Consider the following 16,363-nt stretch of genomic DNA (forward strand, 5'->3'; position numbering starts at 1 on the left):
AGCCTTTAAGCCTCCCCTGTCAAGGGGAGGTTTGGAGGGGGTAGATACGAAAACTTAAATGTTACAATGCACTTAGTCTCAAACTAAAAATCGACGATTACATCATTTCCAAATTTAAGGGCTGCTACCTCAGTAGCCATACGAATAATTGATTCTCTTTCTCACACATCAAGGGAGCCCCATCAAGCGGCACTTATAACGATAAAGCGGTCGTCAAAGAGATCCGCAAGGAGCGGGCGCACCTCCTCCCAGGAGAGACCGCCCCCGCCGCACCCGGGGCGGGGGACGATGACGAGGGTCCACCCCCCGCGGTCGGCACTGGCCCGGAGCTCTTCCGCAGAACGCCGGATGAGCCGCAGGTCGGGATTTGCCCACGGGCTCTCCTCCACGGGGAAGCTCACAAGACCGTCGCCGATCACGTGGACATGATTCCCCCCTTCGGACAACAACGCACCGAGACGAGCCGGCAGATCGGGAAAACGCTCCCGGGCCTGGCGGGCGCAGCCGCGGCCCAGAACCGCCTCCCCTTTCCTGGTCATATGCCCGTTGGTGGTAACGCAAATGACCGCTTTCCCGAGGTAATCCCAGATGTTGCCGGTTATTTCCTTCATGGGGTGGTGGTCCTGTGTTCGTGTTCTCCGACCCTCCAGGTCGGCTGCGAGCTCCAGATTTCAGCCAGTTATACCTTCTTGTCAAAAGTGTAGCTCCGACATTCCCGCTGGTCCCCTGTTGCTGATTCCAGGAAGAACATCTGAAAAGCCAGGTTTACCCCTCGACAAATCCAGCGAATACTTTCCGATGCAATCCGCACCTCAATATCCATGCAAGAAAAGGGGCTGGAAATCCTTCCGCCCCCTTTTCCGATCATTTCGTGTCCCGCTCCTGGCTCACTACCCCTTCGCCCGCCTTATGAACTCCCGCACCTTCGCCGGGTCTTTCCGCCCCGGGGCGCTCTCCACGCCGCTGGAGACGTCCACGGCATAGGGTTCGACCGCCGCCACCGCCTCGGCCACGTTGTCGGGGGTGAGGCCGCCGGCGAGGACCAGGGGGCCGAAACTCTTCACCCGCTTGGCGATCTCCCAGTTGAAGGTGTGGCCGGTGCCGCCGTATGCCGCGGGCGAATACGCGTCGAGGAGGTGGGCGGTGACGCGGTAGTGGCGGATCGGCTCGATGCTCGCCGAGTCCCGGACGCGAAACGCCTTGATGACGCGGCGCGCCACGGCGTCGCAATATTCCGGCGGTTCGTCGCCGTGGAGCTGGATCAGGTCGAGCCGGCAGCGCGCGGCGGTTTCGTTCACGAAGTCGATGGGGCGGTTCACGAAGAGCCCCACCGTCTGGACGAAGGGGGGGAGCGCCGCGATGATCTCCGCGGCCTGCTCAGGGGTCACGTGGCGGGGGGATGGATCGTGGAAGACGAAGCCGAGGGCGTCGGCCCCGGCGTCGATGGCGATGAGGGCGTCGGCCAGGCTCGTTATGCCGCAGATTTTTACGCGAACCATAATAAACCTGTAGGGGCGGCGCTTGTTCCGCCCTTCTTGGCACGTGGACCGTACGTTAATCAGGGGCGCGGCAAGCAGCGCGCGCCCCTACACTCTACACACCGACCTTCGGCAGCCGCGTCAGCGACTCCCGGATCAGTTCCTCGGGATAGGCGTAGTCCTCCAGGGAGCCGGAGAGGTAGGCATCGTAGGCCCCCATGTCGAGCTGGCCGTGGCCGGAGAGGCCGAAGAGGATCGTCTTCTCCTTCCCCTCCTCCCTGGCGAGAAGCGCCTCGTCGATGGCGGCCCGCAGGGCGTGGGACGACTCGGGCGCCGGGACGATCCCCTCGTTGCGGGCAAAGAGGAGCGCCCCCTCGAAGCAGGCGGTCTGGGGGTAGGCCTTCGCCTCGATGGCCCCGGCGTGGTAGAGCTGGGAGACCAGAGGCGACTCACCGTGGTAGCGCAGCCCGCCGGCGTGGATCCCGGGGGGGACGAAGTCGTGCCCCAGGGTGTACATCATGGCGATGGGGGCCATCTTGGCCGTGTCGCCGTAGTCGAAGGCATAGACCCCCTTGGTGAGGGTCGGGCATGATGCCGGCTCCACCGCCACGCAGCGGACCTCCTTCCCGGCGGCCCGGTCGGCGAGGAACGGGAAGGTGAGCCCTGCGAAGTTGGAGCCGCCGCCGCAGCAGGCGATCACCACGTCGGGATAGTCGCCGGCGATGGCCATTTGCTCCTTCGCCTCCAGGCCGATGACGGTCTGATGGAGGCAGACGTGGTTCAGCACGCTCCCGAGGGCGTAGTTCGTATCCTCGTGGGAGGCGGCGTCCTCCACCGCCTCCGAGATGGCGATCCCGAGGCTTCCCGGGCTCTCGGGGTCCAGTTCCAGGATGGCACGCCCCGCGGCGGTGGTGGTGGAGGGGGACGGGATCACGTTCGCCCCCCAGAGCTGCATCATGCTCTTGCGGTACGGCTTCTGGGTGCAGGAGATCTTCACCATGTAGACGGTGCACTCGAGCCCGAAGAGGGAGCAGGCGAGGGCCAGGGAGCTACCCCACTGCCCGGCGCCGGTCTCGGTGGCGAGGCGCCGGATGCCGGCCAGCTTGTTGTAGTACGCCTGGGGGATGGCCGAGTTCGGCTTGTGGGAGCCGGCGGGAGAGACCCCCTCGTACTTGTAGTAGATCTTTGCCGGGGTGCCCAGCGCCTGCTCCAGCCGACGGGCCCGGTAGAGGGGGGACGGCCGCCAGAGGCGGTAGATCTCCCGCACCTCGTCGGGAATCGGGATCCACCGCTCGGGGGAGACCTCCTGCTCGATGATCGCCATGGGGAAGATCGGCAGCAGGTCGTCGGGGGTCACCGGCTGCAGGGTGCGGGGGTTGATGACCGGCGCCAGGGGACCCGGCATGTCGGGGATGATGTTGTACCAGTGGGTCGGGATGCGGCTTTCGTCGAGAAGGATCTTGGTCTGCATCATGTCTCCTCAAATCAGTTGGTGGCAGGCGGTCAGTCGAGCAACTCCCGCAGCTTCGCCCCGATGTCCGCCTCGCGCATGAGCGATTCGCCGATGAGGAATCCCCTGGCCCCGGCGGCCTGGAGCCGCAGGATGTCGGCGCGGGTGTTGATGCCGCTCTCGGCAATGGCGAAGCGTTCGGCGGGGATCTGCGGCACGAGCCGCTCGGTGGTGCCGAGGTCGGTGACGAAGGTCCGGAGGTCGCGGTTATTGATCCCGATGAGCTGACAGCCGCTCCGGAGCACCGTCTCCAGCTCCCGCTCGTCGTGGACCTCCAGGAGGACGTCGAGGGAAAGCTCCGCGGCCAGGCCGGCGAGGTCCTCGATCTGGGAGGGCTCCAGCATGGCGGCGATGAGGAGGATGGCGTCGGCGCCGGCGGCCCGGGCCTCGTAGACCTGGTAGGGGTCGAAGAGGAAATCCTTGCGCAGCAGCGGCAGCCCGATCTGCTCGCGGATGAGGGAGAGATAGCGGAGGTTCCCCAGAAAGAAGCGCTCGTCGGTCAGGACCGAGAGGCAGGCGGCACCGCTTGTCTCGTAGATTTCGGCGATCGCCAGCGGATCGAAGTCGGGGCGGATCACCCCCTTGCTCGGCGACCCCTTCTTCACCTCGGCGATGACGGCGGTCCACCCGGAGGCATGGCAGTCGCGCAGCGCCCGCTCGAAGCCGCGGGGATGGTCCTCCAGGTCGGCGATGCGCCCCTTGAGGTCGGCCACGGAAAAGGCCGCCCTGGCGGCCGTCACCTCGTCCCGCTTGTGCGCGACGATCTTCTTCAGGATGTCAGGGGTCGAGGACATTCGATTTTCCTGTAGGGACACCCCCGTGTGGGGGTGCCCAGGTTCGGGGCGACCACGCAGGGCCGCACCCACAACATCATTCGTTCGTCAATGCGATCAGTTTCTCCAGCTGCGCCAGGGCACGGCCGGAATCGATGGCCTCGGCGGCCATCCCGAGGCCGGCGGCGATATCCGGCGCCCGGCCGGCGGCCACGAGGCCGAAGGCGGCGTTGAGAAGCACCACGTCCCGTTTCGGGCCGCGGCCGCCAGCGAGGATCTCACGAATGATGACGGCGTTCCCCACCGCATCGCCCCCCAGGAGCTCCTCCGGCCGGCAGCGGACCAGGCCGAACTCTTCCGGGGCGATGAGCCGGAGCGTCACCCCTTCCGGCGTTATCTCCGCCACCCGCGTCTCGCGGGTGAGGGTGATCTCGTCCATCCCGTCGAGGCCGTGGACCACGAAGCCGCGCCGGCAGCCGAGTTTGCGCAGGACATGGGCCAGCTTCTCCACCAGATCGTCGCGGTAGACCCCGAGCACCTGGCAGTCGGCGCCGGCCGGGTTGGTGAGGGGGCCGAGGATATTGAAGATGGTCCGGATGCCGATCTCCTTCCGGGGGCCGATGGCGTGCTTCATGGCGCCGTGCAGGGCCGGCGCGAAGAGGAACCCGACCCCGATCTCCCGGAGACAATGTTCGACGGTCTCGGGAGTAACCTCCAGATTGACCCCGAGGGACTCCAGGACGTCGGCGCTGCCGCAGGCCGAGGAGACGGCGCGGTTGCCATGCTTGGCGACCTTCACCCCGCAGGCGGAGATCACGAAGGTGACGGTGGTGGAGATGTTGAAGGTGTTCGTGCCGTCCCCCCCGGTGCCGACGACATCCAGGATCGTCTCCCGGTCGATGTTGATGTCGTCCCGGTCGAGATCGAGGACGTTTCTCCCGACCCGGATGGGGGTCGCCCGGTCGCGCATCACCCGGGCCGCGCCGGTGATCTCCTCCACCGTCTCCCCCTTCATCCGCAGGGCGGTGATGAAGGAGGCGATCTGGGCGGGAGTCGCCTCGCCGGACATGATCTGGTCCATGACCTCGATCATCTCGGCCTCGGTCAGATCCTGGCGCTCCACAACCTTCGCGATGGCTTTTTTGATCATTTGTTTCACCCGTAGGGGCGATCCTTGTGATCGCCCTGTGTCAGGGCGAATACAAGATTCGCCCTGACTACGATCGTGTCATCTCCAGGAAATTGCGCAGGATATCCATCCCCCCCTCGGTCAGGATCGACTCGGGGTGGAACTGGACTCCCCAGACCGGGAGCTCCCTGTGGGCAAGCCCCATGATCTCCCCCTCCTCCACCCAGGCGGTGACCGCCAGGGAGTCGGGGAGCGAGGCGCGCTCCACCACCAGCGAGTGATAGCGGGTCGCCTGGAAGGGGTTGGGAAGCCCGGCGAAGAGCCCCTTGCCGTCGTGGTGGATGGCGGAGGTCTTGCCGTGCATCAGGTAGTCGCTGCGGACCACCGTGCCGCCGAAGGCGGCGCCGATGGCCTGATGGCCGAGACAGACCCCGAGGATCGGGATCTCGCCGGCAAAACGGGTGATGACGGGAAGCGAGATTCCTGCCTCACTAGGGGAACAGGGGCCGGGGGAGATGACGAGCCGCGAGGGACGAAGTCCCTCGATCTCCTCCAGGGTGATCCGGTCGTTGCGGAAGACCCGGACCTCCTCCCCCAACTGGCCGAAATACTGGACAAGGTTATAGGTGAACGAATCGTAGTTGTCGATCATCAGCAGCATCAGTCGAGTCCTCTCTCCACCGCTTCTATCGCCTTCACCACCGCCATTGCCTTGTTGACGGTCTCCTGGTACTCCTTCTCCGGGTCGGAGTCGGCCACGATCCCCGCCCCCGCCTGGAGATGCACCTTGCCGTCGCGGATGACGACGGTGCGGATGGCGATGGCGAGGTCCATGTTGCCGGAGAAGGAGAAGTAACCGATCGCGCCGCCGTAGACCTCGCGGCGAACCGGCTCCAGCTCGTCAATGATCTCCATCGCCCGCACCTTGGGGGCGCCGGAGAGGGTGCCGGCCGGGAAGGTGGCCCGCACCACGTCGAAGGCGTCCTTTCCTGCCGCCAGCTCCCCCCGGACGTTGGAGACGATGTGCATCACGTGGGAGTAGCGCTCGATCACCATCAGCTCCGAGACCCGGACCGTGCCGGTGCGGCAGACGCGCCCCAGGTCGTTTCTCCCCAGGTCGATCAGCATCACGTGCTCGGCCCGCTCCTTCGGGTCATCGAGGAGCTCCAGCGCCAGCCGCGCGTCCTCCTCCGGGGTGGCGCCCCGGGGACGGGTGCCGGCGATGGGACGAAGCTCCACCCGCTCCCCCTCCTTGCGGACCATCACCTCGGGGGAGGCGCCGACCACCAGGGTGTCGTCCAGCCGGAGGAAGAACATGTAAGGGGAAGGGTTGAGGGTCCGGAGCACCCGGTAGATGTCGAACGGCTCCACGGTCAGCTCGCCGCTGAAGCGCTGGGAGAGGACCACCTGGAAGATGTCGCCGGCCCGGATGTACTCCTTGCACTTCTCCACCGCCGCCTCGAACGCCTCCCGGGTGACGTTGGAGGCGAAGGAGACCGGCCGCTCGGCCCGCTCCGGCAGCGCGGGGGGAAGCGGCGTCCGGAGCTTGGCGATGATGGCGTCGATGGTGGCAGTCGCCGCGGCGTATGCCTCTTCCGGGGTTTTTCCCCCGTCCAGATGGGCGTTGGAGACCACGGTGATCTTCTGCCGGACGTTGTCGAAGACCAGGATCGTGTCGGTGATGACGAAGTACGAGTCCCAGGCGCCGATGACGGCCGGCCGCTCCGTCGGGAGCCGCTCGAAGTGGCGGACCATGTCGTAGCCGAGATACCCCACGGCACCGCCGAAGAAGCGGGGGATGCCGGGAATCTCCACCGGGGTGAAGCGGGCGAGGTAGTCCCGGACGAAGCCGAGGGGATCGTCGGTGGTGACGGTGCGGGGCGCTTCCCCCGTCGAGAGGAGCTCCACCGTGGCGCCGCGGGAGCGGATGACGGTGGTGGGGTTGGAGCCGAGGAAGGTGTAGCGCGCCCACTTCTCCCCCCCCTCGATGCTCTCCAGGAGGAAGGCGTAGCGGCCGTCGTCGATCTTGCGGAAGGCGCTGACCGGCGTATCGAGATCGGCCATGATCTCGCGGCAGACGGGGATCAGGTTCCCTTTGTCGGTAAGGGCGCGGAAGGTCTCGAAATCGGGGAAGTACACGACTGGCTCCGGGGAATACTGGTAAGTAGCGAACGAACCAAGAATGTCCGTGTTTTAAAGGAGTTTAAATTAGCATAGGGGACGGAGAAGTGTCAAGGAAGGGTGAAGAAGGAAGGGGCGGCAACAAAAGACCGTGACTGCGGAGTCCTTGCAGTTTCCCCTTGAAAAACGGGGCGCCGATGATTAGGTTGTTTCCGTTTCGTTCAAATCCGACACCCGAAAGGAGAATACCCGTCCCATGAGCAAGACCGTGAAGCAGTTCGAAACCGAGGTCCAGCAGCTCCTCGACCTCGTGATCCACTCCCTCTATTCCAACCGCGACATCTTCCTGCGGGAACTGGTCTCCAACGCCTCCGACGCCATCGACAAGGCGCGCTTCGAGTCCCACTCCAACGCCTCGATCATCGAGGGGGACCCGGAGTGGAAGATCAAGCTCGTCCCCGACAAGGAGGCCGGCACCCTCACCATCCGCGACAACGGCATCGGTATGACCCGCGAGGAGGTGGAGAAGAACATCGGCACCATCGCCCACTCGGGGACCAAGGCGTTCATCAAGGGGCTGAAGGAGCAGAACGTGGCCGAGCACCCGGAGCTGATCGGCCAGTTCGGGGTCGGCTTCTACGCCTCGTTCATGGTGGCAGACCGGGTGACACTGGTCACCCGCCGGGCGGGGCACGACAAGAGCACCGGGGTCCGGTGGGAGTCCACCGGCGACGGCTCCTACACGGTCGAGGAGTGCGAGAAGGGGACCCGTGGCACCGAGATCACCCTCCACCTGAAGGAAGAGATGAAGGAGTACCTGGACGAGTGGAAGATCCGCGCCATCGTCAAGAAGTACTCCGACTACGTCCAGTACCCGATCGTGATGGACGTGACCCGGACCGAGGTCCCGAAGGGGGTCGACGGCAAGGAGATCGAGGGGGCCGGCACCATTGAGAAGACCAGCGAGGAGACCCTCAACTCCATGAAGGCGATCTGGACCCGCCCCAAGAGCGAGATCACCGAGGAGGAGTACGAGGAGTTCTACAAGCACGTCTCCCACGACTTCGACAAGCCGCTGAAGACCATCCACTACGCGGCCGAGGGGGTGAGCGAGTTCCGGGCGCTCCTCTATCTCCCGTCCCACAAGCCCTTCGACCTCTTCTCCCCGGAGCGGCGCAAGGGGATCCAGCTCTATGTGAAGCGGGTCTTCATCACCGACAGCTGCGAGGGGCTCGTCCCCGATTATCTGCGTTTCGTGAAGGGGGTGGTGGACTCCAGCGACCTCCCCCTCAACGTCTCCCGGGAGATCCTCCAGGAGGACGTGCAGATCAGGCGGATCCAGAAGAACCTGGTTACCAAGGTCCTCTCCACCCTGGCCGAGATGAAGGAGAAGGAGCCGGAGCAGTACCTCGCCTTCTACCGTGAGTTCGGCCCGGTCCTCAAGGAAGGGGTCCACTTCGACTACGCCAACCGGGAAAAGCTCCAGGAACTGGTCCTCTTCGAGAGCACGGGGACCGAGGCCGGGAAGTTCGTCTCCCTCAAGGAATACGCGGAGCGGATGCCCGAGGGGCAGCAGGAGATCTACTACATCACCGGCACGGACCGCGCCGCCCTGGAGCAGTCCCCCCACCTGGAGATCTTCCGGGCCAGGGGATACGAGGTCCTCTTCCTGACCGACCCGGTGGACGAGTGGGTGGTGCAGGGGATCACCGAGTACGCCGGGAAGAAGCTGAAGGCGGCGGACCGGGGCGATCTCTCGCTGGAGAGCGACGAGGAGAAGAAGGAAAAGGCCGCGAAGGAGTACCAGGGGCTCCTCGACCTCATCAGGGAGAAGCTCGGCGACCGGGTAAAGGAGGTCCGCCTCTCCAGCCGTCTCACCGACAGCGCCTGCTGTCTCGTGGCCGACGAATACGGCCTCAACGCCAACATGGAGCGGATCCTCCGGGCCATGAACCAGGAGGTCCCCGAGTCGAAGCGGATCCTGGAGCTCAACCCCGACCACCCGCTCATGCAGGTCCTGGCCGGCATCTACGCCAAGGACCAGGGCAACCCGCGCCTAGCCGACTACTGCGACCTCCTCTACGACCAGGCGCTCCTCACCGAAGGCTCCGCCATCAGGGATCCGCTTCGCTTCACCCGCCTCGTTTCGGAACTCATGGTGAGCGACGGCAAGACGGTGATCGGGGGATAAACGCCGGCAATCCCGGCAACAGCATCATCTCAAACAGCGAGGGGGAGCCGGCCGGCTCCCCCTTTTTCGCGTCACCAGACACCACAACAAGCTGCAATCACGATTATTTTTTACCTACAAACACACTTGCGACTTATTACGTCGCACCGCCATGGTTTCATGCTAAAAAACGATGGAGGTGCGCCATGATCTATCTCACCACCGACAACCACGACCAGGGGGTCTACTTCGACCTGCGCCGGAATGAGCCCAGGCGCCGCAGCGGCGGGATCGAGCACGTCATCCACGGGCTCCTCGGCAACGGCATCGCCGAGGTGCCGGTGACGGTCCGCAGCTGGCGGGACTGGATGGAGATCGCCTTCGGTGCGGGAGAGCTCTTCCGCTTCGTGGAGGAGCGGGACATCCGCCGCATGCTCGGCCAGGTGGTGCGGGAGATGGAGCTGCACTGACAGAGCCGGCTTACGTCCCTTCGCACCACCTCCGCCACATGTCGCGGTAGAGACTTTCAAGATTGGCGGTGAAGCGCCGGGCATCGCAAAGCGGCGATCCCGCCATCCGCTCCCGCATCCCGGCCCGGAGCGCGGCGAGCCGCCAGCGATCCGCGGCCAGCCCTGCCACCATGTCCAGATACTCCGCCACGTTTCCGGCTATCAGCTCCTGGAGCCCGATGACCGGCAGGAACGAGGCGGTTTGCCGTCCGGCGGGACGGTCGCCCGGGAGCGTCACCACCGGCACCCCCATCCAGAGCGCCTCGCAGCTCGTGGCACCACCGCAGAACGGAAACGGATCGAGGGCGATGTCGACGTCGGCGTACTCGGCCAGCATCTCCAGGTGGGGAGAGCTCCCCCGGAGCTCCAGCCGGTCGGGACCGATGCCGTGGGCTGCGAAGAGCTCCGCATAATGCCGCCGGATCTCCGCCACGCCGAGCGTCTTCCATTTCAGGAGCAGGCGGGAGCCGGCGACGCGATTCAAAAGCTTCGCCCACGCCGCGATCACCGCTGGCGAAAGCTTCGCCAGATTGTTGAACGAGCCGAAGGTGATGCTCCCCGACGAAAGAAGGGGGGGAGGTGCCACTTCCGGCGCGCCGGCCGGGGGCTGATAACAGAAACGGCTGTCGGGAAGCCGCAGGACTGTCTCGACGTAGTTACCCTCCTCGCCGGCGTGGACCGAGAAGCGGTCGGCGAGCAGGTAGTCGATCTCCCCGACGCCGGTGGTGTTGAAATAGCCGAGCCAGGTGGCCTGAACCGGAGCAGGTTTCAGCGCGAAGAGGGTGAGGCGGTTGTAGGCCGTGTGGCCGGCCAGGTCGACGAGGATGTCGATGCCGTCCGCCCCGATCTGCCGGGCGAGCTCCGCGTCCGCAATATTGGAACACTCCGTCCAGCGGTCGGCGAGGCCCCGGAGGCGCTCCGTGAACCCGTCGCCACCGGGGCGGGTCGAATAGCAGGCGATCTCGAAACGGTCGCGGTCGTGGCGCGCCAGCACCGGTTCGAGGAAGAAGGCGACCGGATGCCGCCGCAGATCGGGGGAGACGTAGCCGATCCGGAGCCTCCGCTCCGGGTCACGGATGTTGGGAAAAGAGCCGGCAGGTCTTGCGGGCGCCCGGTGCAGTTCGCCGAACCGGCGGTGCTCCGCGGCAATTTCTTCCGGGCTGCATTCCGACAGGTAGTTGAGGGCCAGGAGGTAGTCGCTGTGGGCCGCCGCATCGGCGGGATTCAGGGCCAGGGTCTTTCGGGGGAGTTCCGCCGCCTCCCGGTGGCGGCCGAGCTCACGGTAGATGCCGCACAGGTTGACGGCCGCCTCGTGGTAGTCGGGCTTCAGCTCCAGCGCCTTCTCGAAGGCGGCGACGGAGTCGCGGACAAGCCCCAGGTCATGGAGAACCCCGCCCAGGTTGTTGCGGTAGAGGAAGTTTTCGGGGTGGAGGGCTACGGCCCGTTCGCAGTGGAGTCGCGCCTCTTCGGGAGCCCCGAGCTGGCGCAGGAGATTGCCGAGGTTGCCGTGGGCCTCGGCATAGTCGGGCTTGAGCCCCAGCGCCTTCTCGTAGCTTTTCCGGGCGTCTTCGAGACGGCCCGCCTTGCGGAGCGCCACCCCGAGGCTGTTACGGTAGGTGGCGAAACGGGGCTCCAGCCGCACCGCCTTCTCGATCAGCTCGATCGCCCGGCCGGTCTCCCCTCTGGCATCCCGCACGAGCCCGAGGAGGTGCAGGACATCGGCGTTCTTCGGTTCCACCTGCAGGATCTGCCGGTAAAGCTCTTCCGCGGGCGCCAGCTCACCCACCTGGTGATGGCGAAGCGCCGCGCGGAAGGCCTCGGGGACCTGGTGCTTCCTGATGGGACGGTGACTCATCGGCCGTAATGCTGCGGGGGCGCGTCAGTGCGCCACCCCCTCGCCTCCCTGCTGGGCGCGCATGGCGGCCTTGGCCTGCTCCACCGCCTCCATCTCCTTCAGCTTCTCCCCCAGCCAGTGGTGGAAGTCGCGGGCGGTCTGGTAGTTGAGCACCACGCCGGTCGGAACGAAGCGGACGAGGCTCTGGGCGAAGTCATCGGGCTCGACGGCGGTCTCGGCGCCGATGGTGCCATTGGGGTTGATCTCGTGGGTGATCTCGTTGGGAAGCGGCGGCCGCTCCAGGTAGAAGTTCACCACCAGCTCGCCCCGGGGGGAGACGCCGCCATGGGCGCCGTTCACGTAGAGGGGGTTGTAGTCGTAGGTGAAAATGTACTTGAAGGTTACTTCGGGCTTGTTGGACACGAATGGATCTCCTTCCTTGTCTGGGATTGGGGATTAATAGCATGTTACCGTGACGGTTTCGAGTGTTTTTCGTTATAAAATCCGCTCCGCCGTGGCACTTCGCTCAACGCCCCCTACCCCTCCCGCAACAGGGCCAGCAGCTCGGCGGCGGAGATCCGGGCGCCGGTCTCCGTCCCCTCCAGGAGGCTGTCGGCCAGGTCCCGCTTGGTCTGGTGGAGGGCGATGATCTTCTCCTCGATGGAGTGCTTCGTCACCAGCCGGTAGACGGTCACCGGCCGGCTCTGGCCGATGCGGTGGGCCCGGTCGGAGGCCTGGTCCTCCACCGCCGGATTCCACCAGGGATCCAGATGGATGACGTAGTCGGCGGCGGTGAGGTTGAGGCCGGTGCCGCCCGCCTTGAGGCTGATGAGGAAGAGCTCCCCCTCTCCCCCCTGGAAGGCATCGACCCGCTTCTTCCGCTCCAGGGGTGGCGTCGATCCGTCCAGGTACTGGTAGACGATCCCCCGCCGGTCCAGCTCTTCCCGGACGATGGCCAGATGGTCCACGAACTGGCTGAAGACGAGGGCCTTGTGGCAGTTGTCCCGAAGCTCCTCCACCAGCTCCATGCAGGCGGCCAGCTTCGCGCCGGGAAGCGGACTTTCCGGCAGCACCAGCCGGGGGTGGCAACAGGCCCGACGAAGGCGCATGATCTCCGCCAGGATCCGCAGCCGCCGCTCCCCCTCGGGACCGCTGCTCCCCTCGATCCGCTCCAGGGCGTTGAGGCGGACCGCCTCGTAGAAGGCCCGCTCCTCGGCGCTCGGTTCCACGGAGACCGAGATCTCGGTGCGGGGGGGAAGCTCGGTCAGGACCTGGGCCTTGGTCCGCCGGAGCATGAAGGGGCGGACCAGCTTTTTCAACCGTTCCCGGGCACCCTTGTCGCCGCTTTTCTCGATGGGGAGGGCGAACCGCTCGGTGAAGGAGCGGTGGGAGCCGAGAAGGCCGGGGTTGATGAAGCGAAAGAGGTTCCAGAGCTCTCCCAGGTGGTTCTCCACCGGCGTTCCGGTGGTGATGAGCCGAAAGCCCCCCTTGAGGGACATGGCGGCCTGGGAGCGTTTGGTGGCCATGTTCTTGATGGCCTGGGCCTCGTCCAGGACGATGGTCTGCCAGGAAACGCCTCCCATGAGCTCCGCCTCCTGCTGCAGGAGGCCGTAGCTGCAGATGACCAGATCGAAGGGCCGGAGCTCGGCCAGGACCTTGTGCCGGTCTCCCGGCCCGAAGACGATCACATTGAGGGTGGGGGCGAAGCGGTTTGCCTCGGCCTCCCAGTTCATGCAGACCGAGGTAGGGGCCGCCACCAGGGTGGGACCGCCGGGAGCGCGGAAAAGGATGAGGGCCAGGGCCTGGACGGTCTTGCCGAGCCCCATGTCGTCGGCCAGGCAGGCCCCGGCCCCCCAGTGGGCCAGGTGGGCCAGCCATTCGAACCCCTCCCGCTGGTACTCCCGCAGTTCGGCCTGGAGGGTGGAGGGGAGCGCCGGCACGAGGCTTTCCGCCTCCCGCAGCCGCGCCAGCCGGGCCTCCCATTTTTTGTCGGTGGTGAAGCTTCCCGCCTCGCCGGCCAGCTCTTCGAGGGAGGCCAAGGCCGGCAGGGCACAGCGCACCCCCTTGCCGTGGGGCTCGGTGAAGCTCCGCAGCTCTTCGAGGCGGCGGCGGAACTGGTCGGTCAGGGCGAGAAACCGCCCCTCTCCCAAGGGGACGAACCGTCCGACCCGGCTGTCCAGAAGATCGAGAATCTTCCGCAGCTCCAGCACTTCCCCGTCATCGGTCTCCAGGCTCCCGTCGAGCTGAAACCACTCGCCGGACTCCCGGACCCCGAGACGAAGCTTCGATGCGTCATGGGGCCGCGACACCCGCAGCTTTTCCCCTTCCGGCCAGACCGTCCGCGCCGCCCCCTCCTCCAGGGTGCGAACCGTCTCCAGCAGTTCCAGACAGGCGCGGGGCTCATGGAAGAGCCAGACCCCCTCCGCCTCCTCGTCCGCATAGTGGAGCGGCAGAAGCGCCGTGACCCGGTCCGCGGCGGCCGTCTCCCCGGCAAGGTCCCGCCGTGCCTGGACCCGCGTCCCCGCCAGGTCGGCGATGATCGTGGCGCCGCCGGTGCCGGGGCAGAAGAGGGGACCACCCTCGCCAAGGGGGCGCACCTTGAGTTCGAGGCGCAGGCCATCCCCGTAGGGGGTCAGGAGCAGGAGTGGCACCGGGTCGGCCGGCCGCTCCTCGAGACTCCCGCCGCCGCCGATATCCGAATGGACCGTGACCAGGGACGAAACCGCCCCCACCGCCTCCAGCACCTTCCCTTCGGCCGTCGCCGGCACCGTGAGCCCCTCGCCCACGATCTCCGCCACCGTGCGGAACCGCTCGCCGATCTCGATCACCTTGAGCCGGGTCCGGGTCTCCCAGACGAAGCAGGCCCGCTCCTTCTCCCCGGCCAGGGGAACCACCGTCAGGCGGAGCCGGTCCCCGGCCCGGGCCACCCGCAGCTCCGGCTCCCCGGCCACGATCTCCAGGGGAAGGAGGACGCCGTCATCCACAAAGGCCAGGGGGTGCCCCACCAGAAGCGGCAGAGCCCTCATGGGGTCGATCCGGTAGCTCTCCTGACTGTTGCGGTAGTAGTAGGTCTTCTCCCGGATGATCGCCGCGCAGACCTTGCGGTCCTGCTCGGTCAGGAAAGGAAGCGTCGCCGTCCCCTCCTTGAGGCGCTTCAGGGCCACGGCCCGGCCGGAGGTCCAGCCTCCCGAGGGGGTCCGTTTCTGCTCCTTGGGCTGGATATCCAGAAAATCCTCGGCAAACTGACTGATTACCCAGACCAGGCGCGACTCCCCCCGGGCCACCTTGGCCGCCGGGACCTCGCCGGCGCTCCCCAGACGCGCCAGGGCCGCCAGGGCCGACTCCCAGGACGCCCGCCGGGTAAGGAGAGATTGGAGCGGGATGATTCCCTCCCGCTCCTGGCGCTCCTCGGCTCCGGCTGCGTCGTTTCCCGCGCCCAGGGCCCGGCAGGCAAGGGCCGTCTCATCGGCCAGCCAGCGGTAACCCGCCCGGGTCATCCTGTCGATGAGGGGCAGGGCCTGTCGGGCCAGCTCCTTTCCCCTCTTGCCGCCGGTCCAAAGCTGGGCCAGCAGGGCGAAAAGGACCTGGAACGCCGATCCGTGCCGCACCAGATGGAAGGACCATTCGTCGATCGTGTGGGCGGCGGAACTCACCCCGCGCCGGCCCTCCAGCACCTGGGAGAGGAGGTAGTAGACCGGCCAGAAGTTCCAGCCCCGTTTTCCGGCCACGAAGGAGGCGTGCTCCTCGGCCTGGCGAAGGCGGTCCGGCTGGCCGGTGCGGATGAGGGACGGGATGAAGAACATGCCGGGGATGTCGGTGAAAAAATGCTTCCGCTTGTTCAGCTCCTTCTTGATCCGGGTCAGGGCCTCCCCGTAGCTGGAAATGGCCCCCTCGTCGTCGCCGGCAAGAAAATCGGCCCAAGCGAGTATCGTCAGGTCGGTGGGAGTCGCGTAAGTTGCTACCACCTCCCTTCCCTCCCGGACCCGTCCCCGCATGATCAGCTCCGTGGCGTAGACCTGGCGGAGAAAAGAGATGCCTGCTCCATTCTCCCGGCGGTAACGAGCCTCGAAATGGGCGAATATATCGCCGCTCGGGATCATCTGGGACTGGGAAATGTTGAAGTGTTCCGCAACGATCCCCAGATAGAGGTTCAGGGGAAGCTCGTCGAGCCATTGGCCATCGAAAGGTTGGCATATGATCAAGTAGGGGTGCTTTCGTTCGACCTCGTCGGGAAACTGGCTTGCGCAGGCATCGAGGGCCTTCTGGACATCATGGGCGCGGCCCCGGTGGAGGCCGATCCGCACATCCCGCACCGCCTGGAGGTAGGAACGGTAGTACACTTCTCCGCCCCAGGCGCTCTGGGGTCGGATCTCCTGCTGGACCGCCGCGGCCATCGCCTCGAAGCGGCCAGCGGCAACGGCCTCCCGCGTGTACCGGTGACAGAGGTCCGGTCGCAGGTAGTACCCGTTCATATCGTGAACGACCACCCCTTTCTCCACGAGGGGGCGCAGCAGGGGTTCCACATGGGCGGGAATGAACTGCCGACCGTCGGCGTTTCTGATGCCGACCCGGTTGAGGCAGGATGAAATGGCGGTCTTGGAGGCGGGGGCAAAGATGACGGAGAGGAGCTGGAGCACTTGCTCCTCCAGAGCCTTCGGCAGGGGAGCGCTCTTGATGGGCTCCTTTTTCATCGTGTCGCTTTTCTGCTCGGCCTTCCGCTTCGCCAGGGCCTCGGCAAGCTCAAAGATGATCCGTTTGTTTTCGGCGTTTTCCCGGGCACGTTTGGACATGCGTTGATTCCTCGCTGGTTGTGTCTTCGAAACGTCGGAAATCATACCG

The 16,363-nt window shown here is 65.9% G+C and carries 12 protein-coding genes; 2 read left to right on the forward strand and 10 right to left on the reverse strand.

Going from position 1 to position 16,363, the window contains the following annotated elements:
• Window positions 1–182: 182 nt before the first annotated feature.
• From M6689_RS09970 to trpE, 7 genes are all read right to left on the reverse strand, one after another.
• Window positions 183–611, reverse strand: coding sequence for an ADP-ribose-binding protein (locus M6689_RS09970; protein ID WP_298270990.1), 429 nt, complete (start codon window positions 609–611; stop codon window positions 183–185).
• A gap of 279 nt (window positions 612–890) precedes the next feature.
• Window positions 891–1,499, reverse strand: coding sequence for a phosphoribosylanthranilate isomerase (locus M6689_RS09975; RefSeq protein WP_298270992.1), 609 nt, complete (start codon window positions 1,497–1,499; stop codon window positions 891–893).
• A 94-nt stretch (window positions 1,500–1,593) separates the two neighbouring features.
• On the reverse strand, window positions 1,594–2,949 hold the full coding sequence (locus M6689_RS09980) for a TrpB-like pyridoxal phosphate-dependent enzyme (protein ID WP_298270994.1): 1,356 nt from the start codon (window positions 2,947–2,949) through the stop codon (window positions 1,594–1,596).
• A gap of 32 nt (window positions 2,950–2,981) precedes the next feature.
• Window positions 2,982–3,782 carry an indole-3-glycerol phosphate synthase TrpC gene (gene trpC / locus M6689_RS09985; RefSeq protein ID WP_298270996.1) on the reverse strand — a complete coding sequence of 267 codons (801 nt, stop codon included), beginning with the start codon at window positions 3,780–3,782 and terminating at the stop codon, window positions 2,982–2,984.
• A 76-nt stretch (window positions 3,783–3,858) separates the two neighbouring features.
• Window positions 3,859–4,911, reverse strand: coding sequence for an anthranilate phosphoribosyltransferase (trpD, locus tag M6689_RS09990; protein ID WP_298270998.1), 1,053 nt, complete (start codon window positions 4,909–4,911; stop codon window positions 3,859–3,861).
• A 67-nt stretch (window positions 4,912–4,978) separates the two neighbouring features.
• Window positions 4,979–5,551 carry an aminodeoxychorismate/anthranilate synthase component II gene (locus M6689_RS09995; RefSeq protein WP_298271000.1) on the reverse strand — a complete coding sequence of 191 codons (573 nt, stop codon included), beginning with the start codon at window positions 5,549–5,551 and terminating at the stop codon, window positions 4,979–4,981.
• Window positions 5,551–7,029: an anthranilate synthase component I gene (trpE, locus tag M6689_RS10000; RefSeq protein WP_298271002.1), complete on the reverse strand. Its 1,479-nt coding sequence runs from the start codon at window positions 7,027–7,029 to the stop codon at window positions 5,551–5,553. The genes M6689_RS09995 and trpE overlap by 1 nt, the downstream gene beginning before the upstream one ends.
• A gap of 238 nt (window positions 7,030–7,267) precedes the next feature.
• On the opposite strand from trpE, the gene htpG reads away from it, so the two are divergent.
• Window positions 7,268–9,202, forward strand: coding sequence for a molecular chaperone HtpG (gene htpG / locus M6689_RS10005; protein ID WP_298271005.1), 1,935 nt, complete (start codon window positions 7,268–7,270; stop codon window positions 9,200–9,202).
• A gap of 185 nt (window positions 9,203–9,387) precedes the next feature.
• On the forward strand, window positions 9,388–9,651 hold the full coding sequence (locus tag M6689_RS10010; protein WP_298271007.1) for a hypothetical protein: 264 nt from the start codon (window positions 9,388–9,390) through the stop codon (window positions 9,649–9,651).
• A gap of 10 nt (window positions 9,652–9,661) precedes the next feature.
• Here M6689_RS10010 and M6689_RS10015 read toward each other — a convergent pair whose 3' ends face one another.
• From M6689_RS10015 to M6689_RS10025, 3 genes are all read right to left on the reverse strand, one after another.
• Window positions 9,662–11,545 carry a tetratricopeptide repeat protein gene (locus M6689_RS10015; RefSeq protein WP_298271009.1) on the reverse strand — a complete coding sequence of 628 codons (1,884 nt, stop codon included), beginning with the start codon at window positions 11,543–11,545 and terminating at the stop codon, window positions 9,662–9,664.
• A 24-nt stretch (window positions 11,546–11,569) separates the two neighbouring features.
• A complete protein-coding gene (locus tag M6689_RS10020; RefSeq protein ID WP_298271011.1) occupies window positions 11,570–11,947 on the reverse strand; it encodes a hypothetical protein in 378 nt (125 codons plus the stop codon).
• Window positions 11,948–12,060: 113 nt separating this feature from the next.
• Window positions 12,061–16,314, reverse strand: a complete 4,254-nt coding sequence (locus M6689_RS10025; protein WP_298271014.1) for a DEAD/DEAH box helicase — start codon at window positions 16,312–16,314, stop codon at window positions 12,061–12,063.
• Window positions 16,315–16,363 lie beyond the last annotated feature (49 nt).

Origin of the sequence: Geobacter sp., assembly GCF_027327745.1 — a bacterium.
Taxonomy (GTDB): Bacteria; Desulfobacterota; Desulfuromonadia; order Geobacterales; family Geobacteraceae; genus Geobacter.

What these genes read in the sequence shown, in the direction of transcription:
- M6689_RS09970 (WP_298270990.1), bottom strand. Translation starts at nt 611, where the DNA reads ATGAAGGAAATAACCGGCAACATCTGGGATTACCTCGGGAAAGCGGTC.
- M6689_RS09975 (WP_298270992.1), bottom strand. Translation starts at nt 1,499, where the DNA reads ATGGTTCGCGTAAAAATCTGCGGCATAACGAGCCTGGCCGACGCCCTC.
- M6689_RS09980 (WP_298270994.1), bottom strand. Translation starts at nt 2,949, where the DNA reads ATGCAGACCAAGATCCTTCTCGACGAAAGCCGCATCCCGACCCACTGG.
- trpC (WP_298270996.1), bottom strand. Translation starts at nt 3,782, where the DNA reads ATGTCCTCGACCCCTGACATCCTGAAGAAGATCGTCGCGCACAAGCGG.
- trpD (WP_298270998.1), bottom strand. Translation starts at nt 4,911, where the DNA reads ATGATCAAAAAAGCCATCGCGAAGGTTGTGGAGCGCCAGGATCTGACC.
- M6689_RS09995 (WP_298271000.1), bottom strand. Translation starts at nt 5,551, where the DNA reads ATGCTGCTGATGATCGACAACTACGATTCGTTCACCTATAACCTTGTC.
- htpG (WP_298271005.1), top strand. Translation starts at nt 7,268, where the DNA reads ATGAGCAAGACCGTGAAGCAGTTCGAAACCGAGGTCCAGCAGCTCCTC.
- M6689_RS10010 (WP_298271007.1), top strand. Translation starts at nt 9,388, where the DNA reads ATGATCTATCTCACCACCGACAACCACGACCAGGGGGTCTACTTCGAC.
- M6689_RS10015 (WP_298271009.1), bottom strand. Translation starts at nt 11,545, where the DNA reads ATGAGTCACCGTCCCATCAGGAAGCACCAGGTCCCCGAGGCCTTCCGC.
- M6689_RS10025 (WP_298271014.1), bottom strand. Translation starts at nt 16,314, where the DNA reads ATGTCCAAACGTGCCCGGGAAAACGCCGAAAACAAACGGATCATCTTT.